Genomic DNA, 14,925 nt, shown 5'->3' on the forward strand with positions numbered 1-14,925 from the left:
CCTGGCTCAGGTCCCGGGCTTGCGCCCGTACACGTACACGTCGTCGCCGTTCTTCAGCAGTTTCCAGTATGCCTTCGCGTCGGCGGGCCGCATGTTGACGCAGCCGCCGGAGCCCGGCGGGTTGTACATGGACTTGGTGACCGAGTGGAACGCCTGGCCGCCGTCGAAGAACTGGGAGTGCGGCATCCAGACCTTGTAGATGGTCGACCAGTGCTTGATGTTGCGCCAGTAGATCTTCTTGGCCCCGGTCCGGGTCTCCGCGCCGTCCCGGCCGGTCCGCACCGGCACGGGTCCGTACGTCAGCTTCTTGCCGTCCTGGATCCAGCTCAGCTGCCGCGTCAGGTCGACACAGGCGATGCGCCCCTTGTTGGTGGGGCACTTCTTCGCCTTGTTGGGGTTCTTCCCGGCCGCCTTCTGGGCGAGCATCGTGTTCATCGTGCGCCAGGTCAGCGGACCGGCGTAGCCGATGGTGGGGGTGATCCCGTGTTTCTTCTGGAACTTCTGGGTCGCCTTGCAGTCGGCCGTCGACTGCTTGCCGTCCACGGGCCGCTTCAGGAACTTCTCGACCTGCTTCTGGTACGGTCCCACCGACTTCGTGCAGGACGCCGCGTGGGCGGCGGTGCCGGTGCCCAGGACCAGGGCCGGGGCGGCCACCAGCCCGGCGACGGACAGTGCCACCCCACGCCGCAACCGTCTTCCGGGTTTTTTCGCCGTGACTCCCATGCGCGCAACTTCCCTTCGCCCACAGTGCGTTGTTGGTTACGTCTGGTAGACGTGCGAAGGGGGGCGGTGGTTGCGCGCCGGTATGTCTCGGTTGTGTCCCGGTCCGGCGCGACCCGGCGGACCGGTCGGCGCGGGGCCGGGCAGCACACGCTGCCCGGCCCTCGCGCACGTCGCCCGGGCGGTTCAGCGGGTGGCCGGGACGAGCGCCCGCCGCTCCGCACGCGCCACCCGGGTCCCGTACAGGGTGATCGAGACGACTCCGAGGACCGCGAGCAGGCCCAGGGCCACCGTCGCCGTCCAGCCCCCGGCGTGGAAGGCGACCGCGCCCAGCGTGCCGCCCGCGCTGGAGCCCAGGTAGTACGCCGACTGGTAGAGCGCCGAGGCCTGCGCCCGGCCCGTCGTCGCGGTCCGGCTCACCGAGGACGACGCGACCGCGTGCCCGGCGAAGAAGCCGGCGGTGATCAGCACCAGGCCCAGCAGCACGGCGGCCAGCTGGTCGCCCAGCGAGAGCAGCAGCCCGGCGGTCGTGGTGGACACCGCCAGATAGAGCGCGCCCCGGCGGCCCAGCCGGGCCACCAGGCGTCCGGCGGCGGCCGAGGAGACCGTACCGACCAGGTAGACGAGGAAGATCGACCCGATGACGCCCTGCGGCAGGCTGAACGGCTCCTCGACCAGCCGGTAGCCGATCACCGTGTAGACCGCGCCGAACACCGTCATGAACAGCGCGCCGATCGCGTACAGCCGCACCAGCAGCGGGTTGCCCAGGTGGGTGGCGACGGCCTTCGCCAGCGCCTTCGGGTTCGGCGAACCCGGGTGGAAGTTCTTCGCCTTCGGGATGAGGAAGTGGAACGCGACGGCGCACACCAGCGCGAGCAGCCCGACCGCCGCGAGCGCGGCGCGCCAGCCCCAGGCCTGGGCGACCCAGCCGGTGAGGATGCGCCCGCTCATGCCGCCGATGCTGTTGCCCGCGACGAACAGCCCGATCGCGGCGATCAGCGCCTTGGGCCGCACCTCCTCCGCCAGATACGCCATCGCGGAGGCCGGAAGTCCGGCGAGCGCCGCGCCCTGGACGGCGCGCAGCGCGATCAGCGCGCCCATCGACGGGGCGAGGGGCACCAGCAGCCCGACCAGTACCGCGATCGCCAGCGACGCCGTCATCATCTGCCGCCGCCCGAACCGCTCCGAGAGCGCGCTCAGCGGCAGCACGAACAGGGCCAGCGCCCCGGTCGCCGCCGAGACCGTCCAGCTCGCCTGCCCGGCGGTCGCGTCGAACGACGCGGAGACGGCGGGCAGCAGCGCCTGGGTGGAGTAGAGGAGGGCGAAGGCCGCGACACCGGCGGCGAAGAGGGCGAAGCTCATCCGGCGGTAGCCGGGGCGGCCGGGCTCCAGACGCTCATGGGTGGCGGCGGCGGGCGCGGCGGTGGTGGTGACGGGGGACTGCGGGGCAGAGGCATCCACGACGATGGTGGATGCCCCGGTACTGGCGGGAGGCATACGTCGAAAGTAGAGCGAGACGTTTCATGCGTCCAATGCATGAAACTGCCATAATCGATCCCATGGTGCATGAACGCAGCTCAGGGCCTCGGCTGTCACCGAGTAGTTACGAAGAAGACATCCGGGCCGTGCTCGCGCCCCGCCTCGCGTACTTCGAGGCGGTCGCCCGCCACGAGCACGTGACCCGTGCCGCGCACGAACTCGGCGTCCCGCAGTCCACGCTCTCGCGGGCCATGGTCCGGCTCGAAGCGGACCTGGGCGTCGCCCTGTTCGCCCGCAAGGGCCGCACCGTCTCGCTCACCCCGGCGGGCCGCACCTTCCTCGGCTCGGCGGAACGGGCCCTGGCCGAGGTGGAGAAGGCCGCCGACTCGGTCCGGGCGGACGCCGACCCGACGGCGGGCCGGGTCTCCTTCGGCTTCCTGCACACCATGGGCTCGGAGACCGTGCCCGCCCTGATCCGCGCCTTCCGGGTCGACCACCCCAAGGTCCGCTTCCAGCTCGTGCAGAACTACGGCGAGGCGATGATCGAACGGCTGCGCGCGGGCGGCCTCGACCTCTGCCTCACCTCACCCGTGCCCGACGCCCCCGACCTGGTCGCCCGGCGCCTCGACGAACAGCGGCTGCGCCTGGTGGTCCCCGACGACCACCGTCTCGCGTCCCGCCGCCGCATCCGGCTCGCGGAGGCCGCCGACGAGACGTTCGTCACCCTGGAACCCGGTTACGGGCTGCGCCGGATCACCGACGACCTCTGCGCGGAGGCGGGCTTCACCCCAAGGGTCGCCTTCGAGGGCGAGGAGGCGGAGACCCTGCGCGGACTGGTCGCCGCCGGGCTCGGGGTGGCCCTGCTGCCGCCGCCCGCCGTCGCCCGCCCCGGGGTCGTCGAACTGACGGTCACCGCACCGCGCGCGGCCCGTGAGATCGGCGTCGCCTGGCTGGACGGACACCCCGACACCCCGCCGGTCGCCGCCTTCAAACGCTTCCTGCTCTCGCGCCGGGGGAACCTGCTGCCGGACTGAGCCGGACCGGGCCGGACCGAGCCGGAGCGATCGTCCGGCCGGCCGTGGGGTTCGCGCTGCTGATCGGGGGAGGCGTCCTCCTGCGGTCGGCGCTCTGGTGGAACCGCCGCCGCGCCCCGGGCACCCCGGCCGTCCGCGCCGCGCAGATCACCGTGCCGACGGCGGCGACGGCGCTCGCGGTGGGCACCGCGGTCACCGGCGGGCACCTCCCCCTCGCCCTCCCCACCGCCGCCGCGGGCTGCGCGGCCACGTGGACGTCCTCGGTGTGGCCGCTCCGGCGGCCGGCCCGAGAACGTACGACCTGAGGCAAGGGCTTTGCCCCGTAGGCGTTCAGTGCCGCAGCGACCGCCCGAACCCGGCGGCCAGCGGCATCCGCAGCCCCAGCGGCGGCGGTGCGGCGAGCGCGTCCGCGACCGGGCGGGCGTAGGACCGGGCGAGGAGGGAGCCGGTCACGAAGTCGGCGGCCAGCGCCACCACTTCGGAGCGGTGCTGGCGCAACGCGTTCCCGTCCGAATGGACTTCGAAGCGGCAGGTGTCCCGGTTGGACTTCTTCGCCCGCTCGGCCAGCCGGTAGGACAGCTCCGGGTCGGTGCGCTCGTCGTCGGTGCCGTGCACGATCAGCACCCGGCGCCCCATCAGCTGCTTCACCGGCTCCGGCCCGTCCGCCGCCTGCTCCGGCAGCCACGGGGCCATCGCCAGCACCGACGTCACCGCACCGTGCCCGGCGGCCCGCAGCGCCGCCCGCCCGCCCATCCCGTGGCCGGCCAGGCAGACCGGCACGTCGCCGTACCGCCGCTGGACCTCGTCGGCCGCCCACGCGGCGTCCTCGACGGGATGCGCGTCGTCCGCGTTCCAGCCGCGGCAGCGATAGCGCAGCACGTGCACCGCGAGCCCGTCGCCCGCCCCGGCACGGGCCAGGGAACGGGCGAACGGCAGCTGCGCCGCGTACGACAGGGTGGAGGGGCGACGGCGTGAGTCGGCCCGGCCGTCCGGGAGCAGCAGAACCACGCCGCTGACCTCGTCCATTGCTCCGGCCGTCCGAACGGCCCGTCCCAGCCTGGCTTCAGGCAGGGGGAGTGCGCGCTGTCCCATGACAGAACAGTGTCAGAAGGAGAGGTGTACTCCGCCCGACTTCGCGGTCACTGTTACGCATCGACACGAGGCGCTCTACGCGCGTAGGCGCTAGAGTGCCAAGATGACGAGCCAGACCCCGAATGTCCCTGATTCCGACCAGATCCGGCGCGCCCCCAAGGTGCTGCTCCACGACCACCTCGACGGCGGCCTGCGGCCGGGCACCATCGTCGAGCTGGCCCGCGCGCAGGGTTACGACTCCCTCCCCGAGACCGAGGCCGACAAGCTCGGCATCTGGTTCCGCGAGGCCGCGGACTCCGGTTCGCTGGAGCGCTACCTGGAGACGTTCGCCCACACCTGCGCCGTCATGCAGACCCGTGACGCGCTGTTCCGGGTGGCCGCCGAGTGCGCCGAGGACCTCGCCGAGGACGGCGTCGTCTACGCCGAGATCCGCTACGCCCCCGAGCAGCACCTGGAAGGCGGCCTGACCCTCGAAGAGGTCGTCGAGGCCGTCAACGAGGGCTTCCGCGAGGGTGAGCGCATCGCCCGCGCCAACGGCCGCCGCATCCGCGTGGGCGCCCTCCTCACCGCGATGCGGCACGCCGCCCGCGCACTGGAGATCGCCGAACTCGCCAACAGCTACCGCGACCAGGGCGTCGTCGGCTTCGACATCGCCGGCGCCGAGGCCGGGTTCCCGCCCACCCGCCACCTCGACGCGTTCGAGTACCTCAAGCGGGAGAACAACCACTTCACGATCCACGCGGGCGAGGCCTTCGGCCTGCCGTCGATCTGGCAGGCCCTCCAGTGGTGCGGCGCCGACCGGCTCGGCCACGGGGTGCGGATCATCGACGACATCGAGGTCGCCGAGAACGGCTCGGTCTCCCTCGGCCGCCTCGCCTCCTATGTGCGCGACAAGCGCATCCCGCTGGAGATGTGCCCGACCTCCAACCTCCAGACCGGCGCGGCCACCTCGTACGCCGAGCACCCGATCGGGCTGCTGCGCAAGCTGCACTTCCGGGTCACCGTGAACACGGACAACCGGCTGATGAGCGGGACGAGCATGAGCGGGGAATTCGAGCGGCTGACCGAGGCCTTCGGATACACGCTCGACGACATGCAGTGGTTCACAGTCAATGCGATGAAATCAGCATTCATTCCTTTCGACGAACGTCTCGCGATGATCAATGACGTCGTCAAGCCCGGATACGCGGAGCTGAAGTCGGAGTGGCTTTTCCGTCAGACCGCTGTGACCAGTGGCTCTACGGTCTCCGGAGGCTGAGGGGCGGGACAGGAGAAAGGGCCGGGAGGTGAAATCCCGGCCCTTTCTCGCGTGTCGGTATGTTTGCGGAGCGAGCTGAGGGGCGGCTAGCTTGCAGAGCCGCTCGCATCCCCTTCCCCAAGGATGAATTCTCCATGAAGAACTCCGCTGCCAAGACTCTCGGTGTCGCCGCTCTCGGCGCCGCTTTCGCCGCTGCCGCCGCCGGCAGCGCCTCCGCCGCCCCCTCGCTGCCGCTGGACAGCGCGGCCGGGGCGCTCCCCGTCTCGACGATGGCGCTCGACACCGTCGCGCAGTCGGTCCAGAACGCGCCGGTCCAGGAGACCGTCGGCAAGGTCCTCGGCGGCGACGCCACCGACGCGGCCGCCCCGGTCACCGGCCTGCTCGGCGGACTGCCCACCCAGGGCCTCTCCGCCAACGGGATCCCGCTCGGCGGCTGACCCGGCCCGCGCGCCGGGCCTCCGGCGGCACCCGCACGTGCCGGTGGGGCGCACACCCTGATCCAGGGTGTGCGCCCTACCGTGCGTTCTCGCTCCCCGTGTCGCGTCGCGTCACCAGGCCGTCGCGGAGGAGGCGGACTTCTCCGAGGGCAGCAGTGCCCACAGCGCCAGGTAGAGCAGGAACTGCGGGCCGGGCAGCAGGCAGGAGACGACGAAGATGACGCGCATCGTGCTTGCGGAGATACCGAAGCGCCGGGCGAGGCCCGCGCACACTCCGCCGATCATGCGGCCTTCGCGGGGGCGGACAAGTGCGGCCATGGTGGGCTCCTTCGCGAACCGTTGCGGGAGGAGCAGCCTGTCGTGCTCCCCGATGTATCCATGGTGCCGCCGCGAGGGGGTACAAAACATCGCTCTACGGTGCGAGACCGACCCCGGTAATCGTCGGGGTCGACCCCGCAGGGGCCTCGTCCCTGAGACGGGTCTCCTGGCGGAAGTACGGCAGGTCCCGTACCCCGGGCAGTCCCCGGCGACGCAGCCGCGCCCGGCAGACCGGGACGACCAGCAGATGGGCCAGCACCACCCCGGTGGTGTTCAGCAGCAGCGAATCGATGTCGACGACCTGACCGGGCACCCCGGTCTGGCCCAGCTCGATGGCCAGCGAGATCAGCGCCCCGGCGGCGACCGTACGCAGCAGCGAGACCCAGGGGGAGACGAAGATCCGGCCCCCGGCCATCGGCAGCAGCACCCCGAGCGGGGCCAGCAGGACCAGCGCCCCGCCGATCCGGCGGGCCGCCTCGGCCGGTCCCAGTGCGAGGTCCGCCCTGATCCCGGCGAGCGGCTCGAAATTCGCCGCCGTGATCCAGGGAACGTCCAGCGGGCGCAGCGTCAGCCACCCGACGAACAGCAGATGCGCGACAAGGAGAGTGAGGCCCGCCGCGCGGAAGTGGATGACGGTCTGGCCGTCCGAACTGTGACGCACGTCGACCAAGACGCCACGACCGGCAGGATCGGTTCCGTGCCGTCGCCCTCCACCGCCCGGACAGCCCTCCCCGGGCGCCCTCGAATAGCGCGCGGGCCATGCGAGCCCGCTCGGGCCCCGCGTCAGCCCGGTGCACGGCGTGGCTTGACCCGCGTCAGTCCAGCCGCCCGGCGTACGGCGTACGGCGTGGCCTGACCCGCGTCAGCCCGGCCGCCCGGCGCACGGCGTGGCCTGACCCGCGTCAGTCCAGCCGGACCGCGTCCGGCGTGGCCAGATCTCCCGGCCGGGACTTCGTCTGCGAGGTGCACAGATAGCCGCGCGGCGGGTAGTCCCCGGGCCCGCCCAGGAACACCGAACCGTCCCGGACCAGCGTCTCGCTCTCCGCGTACGTGCACACCAGCTGGGCCAGCGCCTCCGCCGACAGGTCCTCCGGCTGAATGCTCAGGCGCAGGGTGCCCGCCGGGTCGCCGCCCCGGGCCGGATCCACCCGCAGCCCCGCCGGAACCGCGGTGGTGAACCCGGCCCGCCGCTCGCCCGCGGGCGGCGCCTGCTGGACCTCCTCCAGCAGCGCGCGGGCGACCGCCACCCGGTCGGTGCCGACCGCCTCCGCCGTCACCGGACGGTCCACGGTGACCAGCTGCGAGGCGCACACCAGATACACCTCGGCGCTCACACTGTCCGGCGACCGGGTGGTGACGTCCGACGAGGACAGCCGGCACGGCACCCGGGAGGGCGCGGCCCCCGCGTCGACCGGCACCGATGTCGTACGGATCCCGCACCCGGAGACCAGCGCCGCAGCCGCCAGCAGGACGGCCAGCGAGACGGCCGTGCGCCGCCGCAGCGGGCTCCGCCTCCGGAACGTGGCATCACCCCGCTTCACGTCGCCCCGTCCTCGTCCGGCGCCTGCGCGCCCGCCTCGTCGTGGTGCGCGAGCTTCTCGGCGTCGCGCGGCAGCCGCAGTTCGAAGACGGCACCGCCGTCCGGGGAGTTCGCCGCCGTGATGTCACCGCCGTGGATGTGCGCGTTCTCCATGGCGATGGAGAGGCCGAGCCCGCTGCCCTCCGACCGAGGTCTGGAGGCGCTCGCCTTGTAGAACCGGTCGAAGACGTGCGGCAGCACGTCCTCGGGGATGCCCGGACCGTGGTCCCGTACCTCGATGACCAGCTCCTCGCCCTCGGTCCGCACCCGGACGCCCACCGGCGAACCCCCGTGCTTGAGGGCGTTGCCGATGAGATTGGCCAGGATCACGTCCAGCCGGCGCGGATCGAGCCGGACCATCATGCCGCGCTCCGCGTCCAGGTCCACCGCGTCCAGCCAGGCCCGCGCGTCGATGCACGCGGTCACCTGGTCGGCGACGTCGACCGTGTCCAGCACCAGTCGGGCCGTGCCCGCGTCGAAGCGGGTCACCTCCATCAGGTTCTCCACCAGGTCGTTCAGCCGCCGGGTCTCGCTGACCACCAGATGCACGGCGGGCGCGATCATCGGGTCGAGGGTGTCCGCCTCGTCCTCCAGCACCTCCGCCACCGCGGTGATCGCGGTCAGCGGGGTGCGCAGCTCGTGCGACATGTCGGCGACGAACCGGCGGCTCGCCTCCTCCCGCGCGCTCATGTCCGCGACCTTCTTCTCCAGCGAGCTCGCCGTCCTGTTGAACGTACGGGAGAGATCGGCGAGTTCGTCCGTGCCGGAGACCACGAGCCGGGTGTCGAGCTTGCCCTCGCCGAGCTTGCGGGCCGCGTCGCCGAGCCGCTGCACCGGGCGCAGCACCGTCGTCGCGGCGGCCTGCGCGAGCAGCGCCGAGCCGACCAGCGCGAGGGCGGTGGCGATCCCCAGCGACCAGGCGAGCGAGTTGAGGTCCTGCCGCTCCTGGTCGAGGGACTTGAGCATGTACCCGGTCGGCCCGCCGCCGATGATCCGCGTGCCAGCGACCAGATACGGCGTGCCCGCGATGCTCGTCCGCTGCCAGAACAGGTGGTACTCGTGCTCGTTGCTCGACGTCAGCGGCTGCTTGCGGGCCACCTGCTCCTGCAGCGAGTCCGGCACATCGGCCCGGGTGAAGGTGTCCAGGTCGGAGTAGCCCACGATCGGCTTGCCGCGCTCCCGTTCGGCCTCCAGGAGCACGCTGTACCCCGGGCCGCTGGACGCCATCTCCCCGGCGGCCCGCTGGAGGTCGTCCTTGGTGGGACGCGCCGCAAGACCCGCAGCGGTGTCCTGCATCTGCCGCCGGAAGTCGTCGAGCGCGGTGTCCTGGGTACGGGTCAGCACGGCCTCGCGGTTGAGCCAGTACGCGATCCCCGACGCGGACACCGCTGCCGTCAGCGCCACCAGCGCGAACACCACGACGAGCCGCAGCCGCAGACTGGTCCAGCGCAGACCGGCGCGCAGGGACCGCTTGGCGGTTTCGGTCACTGAGGTGAGTCCAGCCGGTATCCCACGCCCCGCACCGTACGGATCAGGGTCGGCGAGGACGGCACGTCCTCCACCTTCGCCCGCAGCCGCTGCACACAGGCGTCCACCAGACGGGAGTCGCCCAGGTAGTCGTGCTCCCACACCAGGCGCAGCAACTGCTGCCGGGACAGGGCCTGGCCGGGCCGGCGGCTCAGCTCCAGCAGGAGCCGCAGCTCGGTCGGCGTGAGCTGCAGATCCTCACCGCCCTTGGTGACGGTCATGGCGGAGCGGTCGATCACCACGTTGCCGAAGGTCGCCGAGTCGGTCGACTCGCGCTCCCCGCGGCGCAGCACCGCCCGGATCCGGGCGTCCAGCACCCGGCCCTGGACAGGCTTCACCACATAGTCGTCCGCGCCGGACTCCAGTCCCACCACGACGTCGATGTCGTCGCTGCGCGCGGTCAGCAGAATGATCGGCAGCTGGTCGGTGCGGCGGATCCGCCGGCACACCTCGAAACCGTCGATCCCCGGCAGCATCACATCCAGCACGACCAGGTCGGGCCGCTGCTCGCGCAGCAGCTCCAGGCCGTCCTCTCCCGTCGCCGCGGTGGCCACACGGTGGCCCTGGCGTGACAACGAGAGTTCGAGGGCCGTGCGGATGGCGTCGTCGTCCTCGATCAGCAACAGGAAAGGCACGAACGTCATTCTGGCCCATGGTGGCGCTTCAGTTCGACCTGTGGCCCGTTCCGATTGTCGGGACACGGCCGCAACTGCCCTTGTGACAGGCCTGTGACAGTCGGGGGACAGCGCCATGAAACTGCCCCGGCAAGCTCTTCGACAGCAGGGAACGAACGGACTTCACCGATAGGGGGCGCGAGATGAACGCACTGCACAGCACCAGCTCAAGCGCAGTTGTCACGCGTCTCCACGACGTCGGCCGGAGCACGGAGAAGTCCGGTGCCACGGGGGGCACCTCCCTGCTCGAGCGCGGCCGAGAGCTCGGGGGAGTACGGGGGCGTGTTCGAGGCGCCGGGCGTCAGCACCAGACGGCCGCGGAGCAGGTGCGCATGCCGTACATGGCGGTGGTCGACGCACCCAAGGGGGCGGCGAGCGCGTACGGGGAGGCCACGGGGGATCGCGGAGCCCGGACGGAGAACGCGGACGCCGAAGCGGCGTTCACGGCCTACGTCCAGGAGCGACGGGCCTCCCTGTACGCGACCGCCTACCACCTGACCGGCGACCGGTTCGAGGCCGAGGACCTGCTGCAGAGCGCCCTCTTCTCGACCTACCGGGCGTGGGACCGGATCAGCGACAAGGCGGCGGTCGGCGGCTATCTGCGCCGCACCATGACCAACCTGCACATCAGCGCCTGGCGCAGGCGCAAGCTCAACGAATACCCGACCGAGGAGCTGCCGGAGACGGTGGGCGACACGGACGCGATGCGCGGCACGGAGCTGCGGGCGGTGCTGTGGCAGGCACTCGCCCGGCTGCCCGAACTGCAGCGCACGATGCTGGTCCTGCGGTACTACGAGGGCCGCACCGACCCGGAGATCGCGTCGATCCTCGACATCAGTGTCGGCACGGTGAAGTCCAGCATCTGGCGCTCCCTGCGCCGGCTGCGCGAGGACGAGGTCCTCAGCTTCGGACGTGACGAGCAGGAGTCCTTCGGCGAGCTGGTGGCCTGAGGCTGGGCCCTTCGCTTCGGGGGAGGCGGGGGCCACGGGGGAAAGTGCGGGGGAGCAACGGGGGAGCAGTGAGAACGGGGACCGAGGGGACCCGGGGGAATCACGGGGGAACACGGGGAACGGCCCACCGCTTCGGGGGAGGCGCGGGCCACGGGGGAAACACAGCGGGGCCGTACGGGCCGGGGGTCCTGTACGGCCCCGCTGGGCGTTTCGAGAAAGCCGGCCGCCCGGCTACACCGTCCGCCCCGCCGGCGCTCCACGCCGGCACCGCCCCGCCGCCGCGGCGGCGAACCGGCCCAGTGCCTCCTCCTTGCCGCAGGGATACGCCCCCAGGGCCGTCTGACGGGCCACGATGCGCCGCTCGGCCCGCATCAGCCGCCAGCCGCGCCGCAGCAGGAACGGGACCGACTTGCGGCCCTCGCGCAGATCCCGCACCAGTCGGCGCCGGAACGTCGTGGACGGGCGGCCGCGCAGGCACAGCGCGTCCGCCAGCAGCCCCAGCTCCTGGCAGCGCTCCACGATGTCCGCCGCGAAGATGCCCTCCGCCACGAACAGCGGTGACCGCTCGATGTGGAAGGTCTCGTGGCCCGTGCGGGAGCTGGTGGCGATGTCGTACACCGGAACGTCCGTACGGCCGCACCGGCACAGCTCCGCGATGGCGGCCACCGCCGCGTCCGCGTCCCAGGACCCGGCGGAGTCCCAGTCGATGTCCGTGGAGCCGGGGACGCGCGGCAGCGTCGGGTCCCCCGCCTCCTTGTAGAAGTCGTCCAGACGCAGCACCGGAAGACCGGTGCGGGCGGCCAGGACGGACTTGCCGGAGCCGGAGGGGCCCGCGAGGAGGACGACGCGGGTCGGGATCGGTTGGGAACTCACAGAACAGAAGTGTGAGGCATTGACCCGCGCAGGCGACCCCCCGGGCCTCCTGTTGGTATCCAGCATCACACCTCAACTACTCTGCGCGCACAGACGATTACCCGACCAGGCTTGATCAGGTGGAAAACATGGCACTTCATGCACGTAAGCCCGAACGTCGCGTCCTGCTGCGCGCCGGTCTGACCGTCACCGCGCTGGGGGCCGCCCTGGGAGCCGGTGCGGGCTCCGCGGGGGCAGTGCAGCTGCCCCCGGTCGCGGAGATCCCGGACCAGGGCACCTCGGCCCTCCAGGCGGTCACCGAGACGGCCGGTCCCGCGGTGACCAGCGCGCTCGGGACCTCGCTGGCCGGCAGCATCGCCCCGGTCACCGACCTTCAGCTGGACCCGCTGGCCAACACCGGGGTGGATCCGCTGGACAACGCCGTGGGAACCCAGATCGCCGACTTCAAGCCGCTGACCACGGCCGTCGTCACCGATCCGATCACCAGCGGCGGCGCGCTGAGCGATCTGCCCGTGGTGGGTTCGGTGACCAAGCTCGTCACCGGCTGACGCGCGCGGGACGCGGACACGGCGAACGGGGCCGCCCCGGGGTGGGAGGGCGGCCCCGTTCGGGTACCTGCGGTGCGGTCCGTCCTCAGTACGAGGAGCCCGCAGCTCCCAGCGCGCCCGTCGGGTGCCACACCGTCTTGGTCTCCAGGAACGCCGTCAGGCGGTGCGTGCCGGGGGAGGCCGGCCAGTCCTCGGAGTCCGACGTGCCGTCCGCGTCCACAGGCTGTGGGCGGAGCACGCGCTTCAGATTGTCCGCCGCCGCGATCTCCAGCTCCTTCGCCAGCGCGGTGTCCGCGCCGGTGAGGTCGATCGCGTTGACGTCCTGGTGGGCGGCGAGCGGGGCCGCCAGCTCCGCCGTGGCGCCGGACAGGATGTTGACCACACCGCCGGGGACGTCCGAGGTGGCCAGCACCTCGCCCAGCGACAGCGCGGGCAGCGGGGCGTCCGCCGAGGCGATGACGACCGCCGTGTTGCCCGTCGCGATCACCGGGGCGATCACCGAGACCAGGCCGAGGAACGACGACTTCTGCGGCGCGAGAACCGCGACGACGCCGGTCGGCTCGGGGGTGGAGAGGTTGAGATACGGTCCCGCGACCGGGTTGGCCCCGCCCGCGATCTGCCCGATCTTGTCGGTCCAGCCCGCGTACCAGACCCAGCGGTCGATCGCCGCGTCCACCACGGCCGCCGCCTTGGACTTCGACAGCCCCTCGGAGGCGGCCACCTCGCGGACGAACTGGTCCTTGCGGCCCTCCAGCATCTCCGCGACGCGGTAGAGGACCTGGCCGCGGTTGTACGCGGTCGCGCCCGACCAGCCGCCGAACGCCTTGCGCGCGGCCACGACCGCGTCGCGCGCGTCCTTGCGCGAAGACTTCGGGGCGTTGGCGAGCCACTGGCCCTTGGAGTCCGTCACCTCGTACACCCGGCCGCTCTCGGAGCGGGGGAACTTGCCCCCGACGTACAGCTTGTAGGTCTTGTAGACGCTCAGACGGTTCTGCTCAGACATCGAGGTACGCCTCCAGGCCGTGGCGGCCGCCCTCGCGGCCGAAGCCCGACTCCTTGTAGCCGCCGAACGGCGACGTCGGGTCGAACTTGTTGAACGTGTTGGCCCAGACGACGCCCGCGCGGAGCTTGTTCGCCACCGCGAGGATGCGGGAGCCCTTCTCCGTCCAGATGCCGGCCGAGAGGCCGTACTGACTGTTGTTGGCCTTGGCGACCGCCTCGTCCGGGGTGCGGAACGAGAGAACGGAGAGCACCGGGCCGAAGATCTCGTCACGGGCCACCGTGTGCGCCTGGGTGACGTTGGTGAAGAGCGTCGGGGCGAACCAGTAACCGGAAGACGGCAGTTCGCAGGGGGCGCTCCAGCGCTCCGCGCCCTCCGCCTCGCCGGTCTCCACCAGGGCGGTGATCCGGGCGAGCTGCTCGGCGGAGTTGATCGCGCCGATGTCGGTGTTCTTGTCCAGCGGGTCGCCGAGGCGCAGCGTGGACAGCCGGCGCTTCAGCGCGTCCAGAACCTCGTCCTGGACCGACTCCTGGACGAGCAGCCGGGAGCCCGCGCAGCAGACCTGGCCCTGGTTGAAGAAGATGCCGGTGACGATGCCCTCGACGGCCTGGTCGATCGGGGCGTCGTCGAACACGATGTTCGCGCCCTTGCCGCCCAGCTCCAGGGTGACCTTCTTGTCCGTGCCCGCGACGGAGCGCGCGATCGCCTTGCCGACGGCGGTCGAACCGGTGAAGGCGACCTTGTTCACGTCGGGGTGCGTGACGAGGGCCTCGCCCGCGTCGCCGTACCCGGTCAGGATGTTGACGACACCCTTGGGGAGCCCCGCCCGGCGGCAGATGTCCGCGAAGAACAGCGCGCTCAGCGGGGTCGTCTCGGCGGGCTTCAGGACCACCGTGTTGCCCGTGGCGAGCGCCGGGGCGATCTTCCACGCGAGCATCAGCAGCGGGAAGTTCCACGGGATGACCTGGCCGGCCACGCCCAGCGGACGGGGGTTCGCCCCGTAGCCCGCGTGGTCGAGCTTGTCGGCCCAGCCCGCGTAGTAGAAGAAGTGCGCCGCGACCAGCGGGAGGTCCGCGTCGCGGGTCTCCTTGATCGGCTTGCCGTTGTCGAGCGTCTCCAGGACGGCCAGCTCACGGCTGCGCTCCTGGATGATCCGCGCGATCCGGAACAGGTACTTGGCGCGCTCGGAGCCGGGCAGCGCCGACCACTTCTCGAACGCCTTCCGTGCCGCCTTCACGGCCCGGTCCACGTCCGCCGCGCCTGCCCGCGCGACCTCGGAGAGGACCTCTTCGCTGCTCGGCGAGACGGTTTTGAAGACCTTGCCGTCGGCGGCCTCGGTGAACTCGCCGTCGATGAACAGCCCGTAGGAGGGGGCGATGTCGACGACGGCGCGGGACTCCGGCGCCGGTGCGTACTCGAATGCGGATGCCATGGTC

The 14,925-nt window shown here is 71.9% G+C and carries 17 protein-coding genes; 6 read left to right on the top strand and 11 right to left on the bottom strand.

What is annotated here, in order from left to right; all coding sequences use genetic code 11:
* Positions 1-6: 6 nt before the first annotated feature.
* A complete protein-coding gene (locus IG90_RS0130015) occupies positions 7-723 on the bottom strand; it encodes a L,D-transpeptidase family protein (protein WP_030591368.1) in 717 nt (238 codons plus the stop codon).
* 183 nt (positions 724-906) lie between these two features.
* Positions 907-2,217: an MFS transporter gene (locus IG90_RS0130020; protein WP_030591371.1), complete on the bottom strand. Its 1,311-nt coding sequence runs from the start codon at positions 2,215-2,217 to the stop codon at positions 907-909.
* A 62-nt stretch (positions 2,218-2,279) separates the two neighbouring features.
* On the opposite strand from IG90_RS0130020, the gene IG90_RS0130025 reads away from it, so the two are divergent.
* Together IG90_RS0130025 and IG90_RS0130030 are read left to right on the top strand one after the other, a co-directional pair.
* Entirely contained in the window at positions 2,280-3,233 is a 954-nt protein-coding gene (locus IG90_RS0130025; RefSeq protein ID WP_030591374.1) for a LysR family transcriptional regulator, read from the top strand.
* Between the two features lie 44 nt (positions 3,234-3,277).
* Complete coding sequence (locus IG90_RS0130030) at positions 3,278-3,538, top strand: hypothetical protein (protein ID WP_051860312.1); 261 nt, start codon at positions 3,278-3,280, stop codon at positions 3,536-3,538.
* Between the two features lie 25 nt (positions 3,539-3,563).
* Here the strand turns inward: IG90_RS0130030 and IG90_RS0130035 are convergent, their stop codons facing one another.
* Positions 3,564-4,325 carry an alpha/beta hydrolase gene (locus tag IG90_RS0130035; protein WP_078585464.1) on the bottom strand — a complete coding sequence of 254 codons (762 nt, stop codon included), beginning with the start codon at positions 4,323-4,325 and terminating at the stop codon, positions 3,564-3,566.
* A gap of 103 nt (positions 4,326-4,428) precedes the next feature.
* Between IG90_RS0130035 and IG90_RS0130040 the strand changes: the two genes are divergently transcribed.
* A complete protein-coding gene (locus tag IG90_RS0130040) occupies positions 4,429-5,583 on the top strand; it encodes an adenosine deaminase (protein WP_030591384.1) in 1,155 nt (384 codons plus the stop codon).
* A 134-nt stretch (positions 5,584-5,717) separates the two neighbouring features.
* Complete coding sequence (locus IG90_RS0130045) at positions 5,718-6,020, top strand: hypothetical protein (protein ID WP_030591387.1); 303 nt, start codon at positions 5,718-5,720, stop codon at positions 6,018-6,020.
* 111 nt (positions 6,021-6,131) lie between these two features.
* Here IG90_RS0130045 and IG90_RS0130050 read toward each other — a convergent pair whose 3' ends face one another.
* From IG90_RS0130050 to afsQ1, 5 genes are all read right to left on the bottom strand, one after another.
* Entirely contained in the window at positions 6,132-6,338 is a 207-nt protein-coding gene (locus tag IG90_RS0130050) for a PspC domain-containing protein (RefSeq protein ID WP_030591389.1), read from the bottom strand.
* A gap of 94 nt (positions 6,339-6,432) precedes the next feature.
* A complete protein-coding gene (locus IG90_RS0130055) occupies positions 6,433-6,999 on the bottom strand; it encodes a VanZ family protein (RefSeq protein WP_030591391.1) in 567 nt (188 codons plus the stop codon).
* Between the two features lie 241 nt (positions 7,000-7,240).
* Complete coding sequence (locus IG90_RS0130060; RefSeq protein ID WP_030591394.1) at positions 7,241-7,879, bottom strand: hypothetical protein; 639 nt, start codon at positions 7,877-7,879, stop codon at positions 7,241-7,243.
* Positions 7,876-9,405 (bottom strand): sensor histidine kinase, encoded by a 1,530-nt coding sequence (locus tag IG90_RS0130065; RefSeq protein ID WP_030591398.1) that lies wholly within the window; start codon positions 9,403-9,405, stop codon positions 7,876-7,878. Before IG90_RS0130065 ends, IG90_RS0130060 begins: the two co-directional genes overlap by 4 nt.
* On the bottom strand, positions 9,402-10,079 hold the full coding sequence (afsQ1, locus tag IG90_RS0130070; protein ID WP_078533099.1) for a two-component system response regulator AfsQ1: 678 nt from the start codon (positions 10,077-10,079) through the stop codon (positions 9,402-9,404). The genes IG90_RS0130065 and afsQ1 overlap by 4 nt, the downstream gene beginning before the upstream one ends.
* A gap of 182 nt (positions 10,080-10,261) precedes the next feature.
* On the opposite strand from afsQ1, the gene IG90_RS0130075 reads away from it, so the two are divergent.
* The gene (locus tag IG90_RS0130075) at positions 10,262-11,068 is read left to right on the top strand and encodes a SigE family RNA polymerase sigma factor (RefSeq protein WP_078585465.1); all 807 of its coding nucleotides are present in this window, start codon (positions 10,262-10,264) and stop codon (positions 11,066-11,068) included.
* A 231-nt stretch (positions 11,069-11,299) separates the two neighbouring features.
* Here the strand turns inward: IG90_RS0130075 and IG90_RS0130080 are convergent, their stop codons facing one another.
* Positions 11,300-12,007 carry a uridine kinase family protein gene (locus IG90_RS0130080; RefSeq protein WP_030591407.1) on the bottom strand — a complete coding sequence of 236 codons (708 nt, stop codon included), beginning with the start codon at positions 12,005-12,007 and terminating at the stop codon, positions 11,300-11,302.
* Positions 12,008-12,069: 62 nt separating this feature from the next.
* Between IG90_RS0130080 and IG90_RS0130085 the strand changes: the two genes are divergently transcribed.
* The gene (locus IG90_RS0130085) at positions 12,070-12,489 is read left to right on the top strand and encodes a hypothetical protein (RefSeq protein WP_030591410.1); all 420 of its coding nucleotides are present in this window, start codon (positions 12,070-12,072) and stop codon (positions 12,487-12,489) included.
* 85 nt (positions 12,490-12,574) lie between these two features.
* On the opposite strand, the gene IG90_RS0130090 is transcribed toward IG90_RS0130085, so the two are convergent.
* Both IG90_RS0130090 and IG90_RS0130095 read right to left on the bottom strand, forming a co-directional pair.
* Positions 12,575-13,492 carry an aldehyde dehydrogenase family protein gene (locus IG90_RS0130090; protein ID WP_030591413.1) on the bottom strand — a complete coding sequence of 306 codons (918 nt, stop codon included), beginning with the start codon at positions 13,490-13,492 and terminating at the stop codon, positions 12,575-12,577.
* The gene (locus IG90_RS0130095) at positions 13,485-14,921 is read right to left on the bottom strand and encodes an aldehyde dehydrogenase family protein (protein WP_030591416.1); all 1,437 of its coding nucleotides are present in this window, start codon (positions 14,919-14,921) and stop codon (positions 13,485-13,487) included. The genes IG90_RS0130090 and IG90_RS0130095 overlap by 8 nt, the downstream gene beginning before the upstream one ends.
* Positions 14,922-14,925 lie beyond the last annotated feature (4 nt).

This window comes from Streptomyces anulatus, from assembly GCF_000721175.1.
Lineage (GTDB): Bacteria > Actinomycetota > Actinomycetes > Streptomycetales > Streptomycetaceae > Streptomyces > Streptomyces anulatus_C.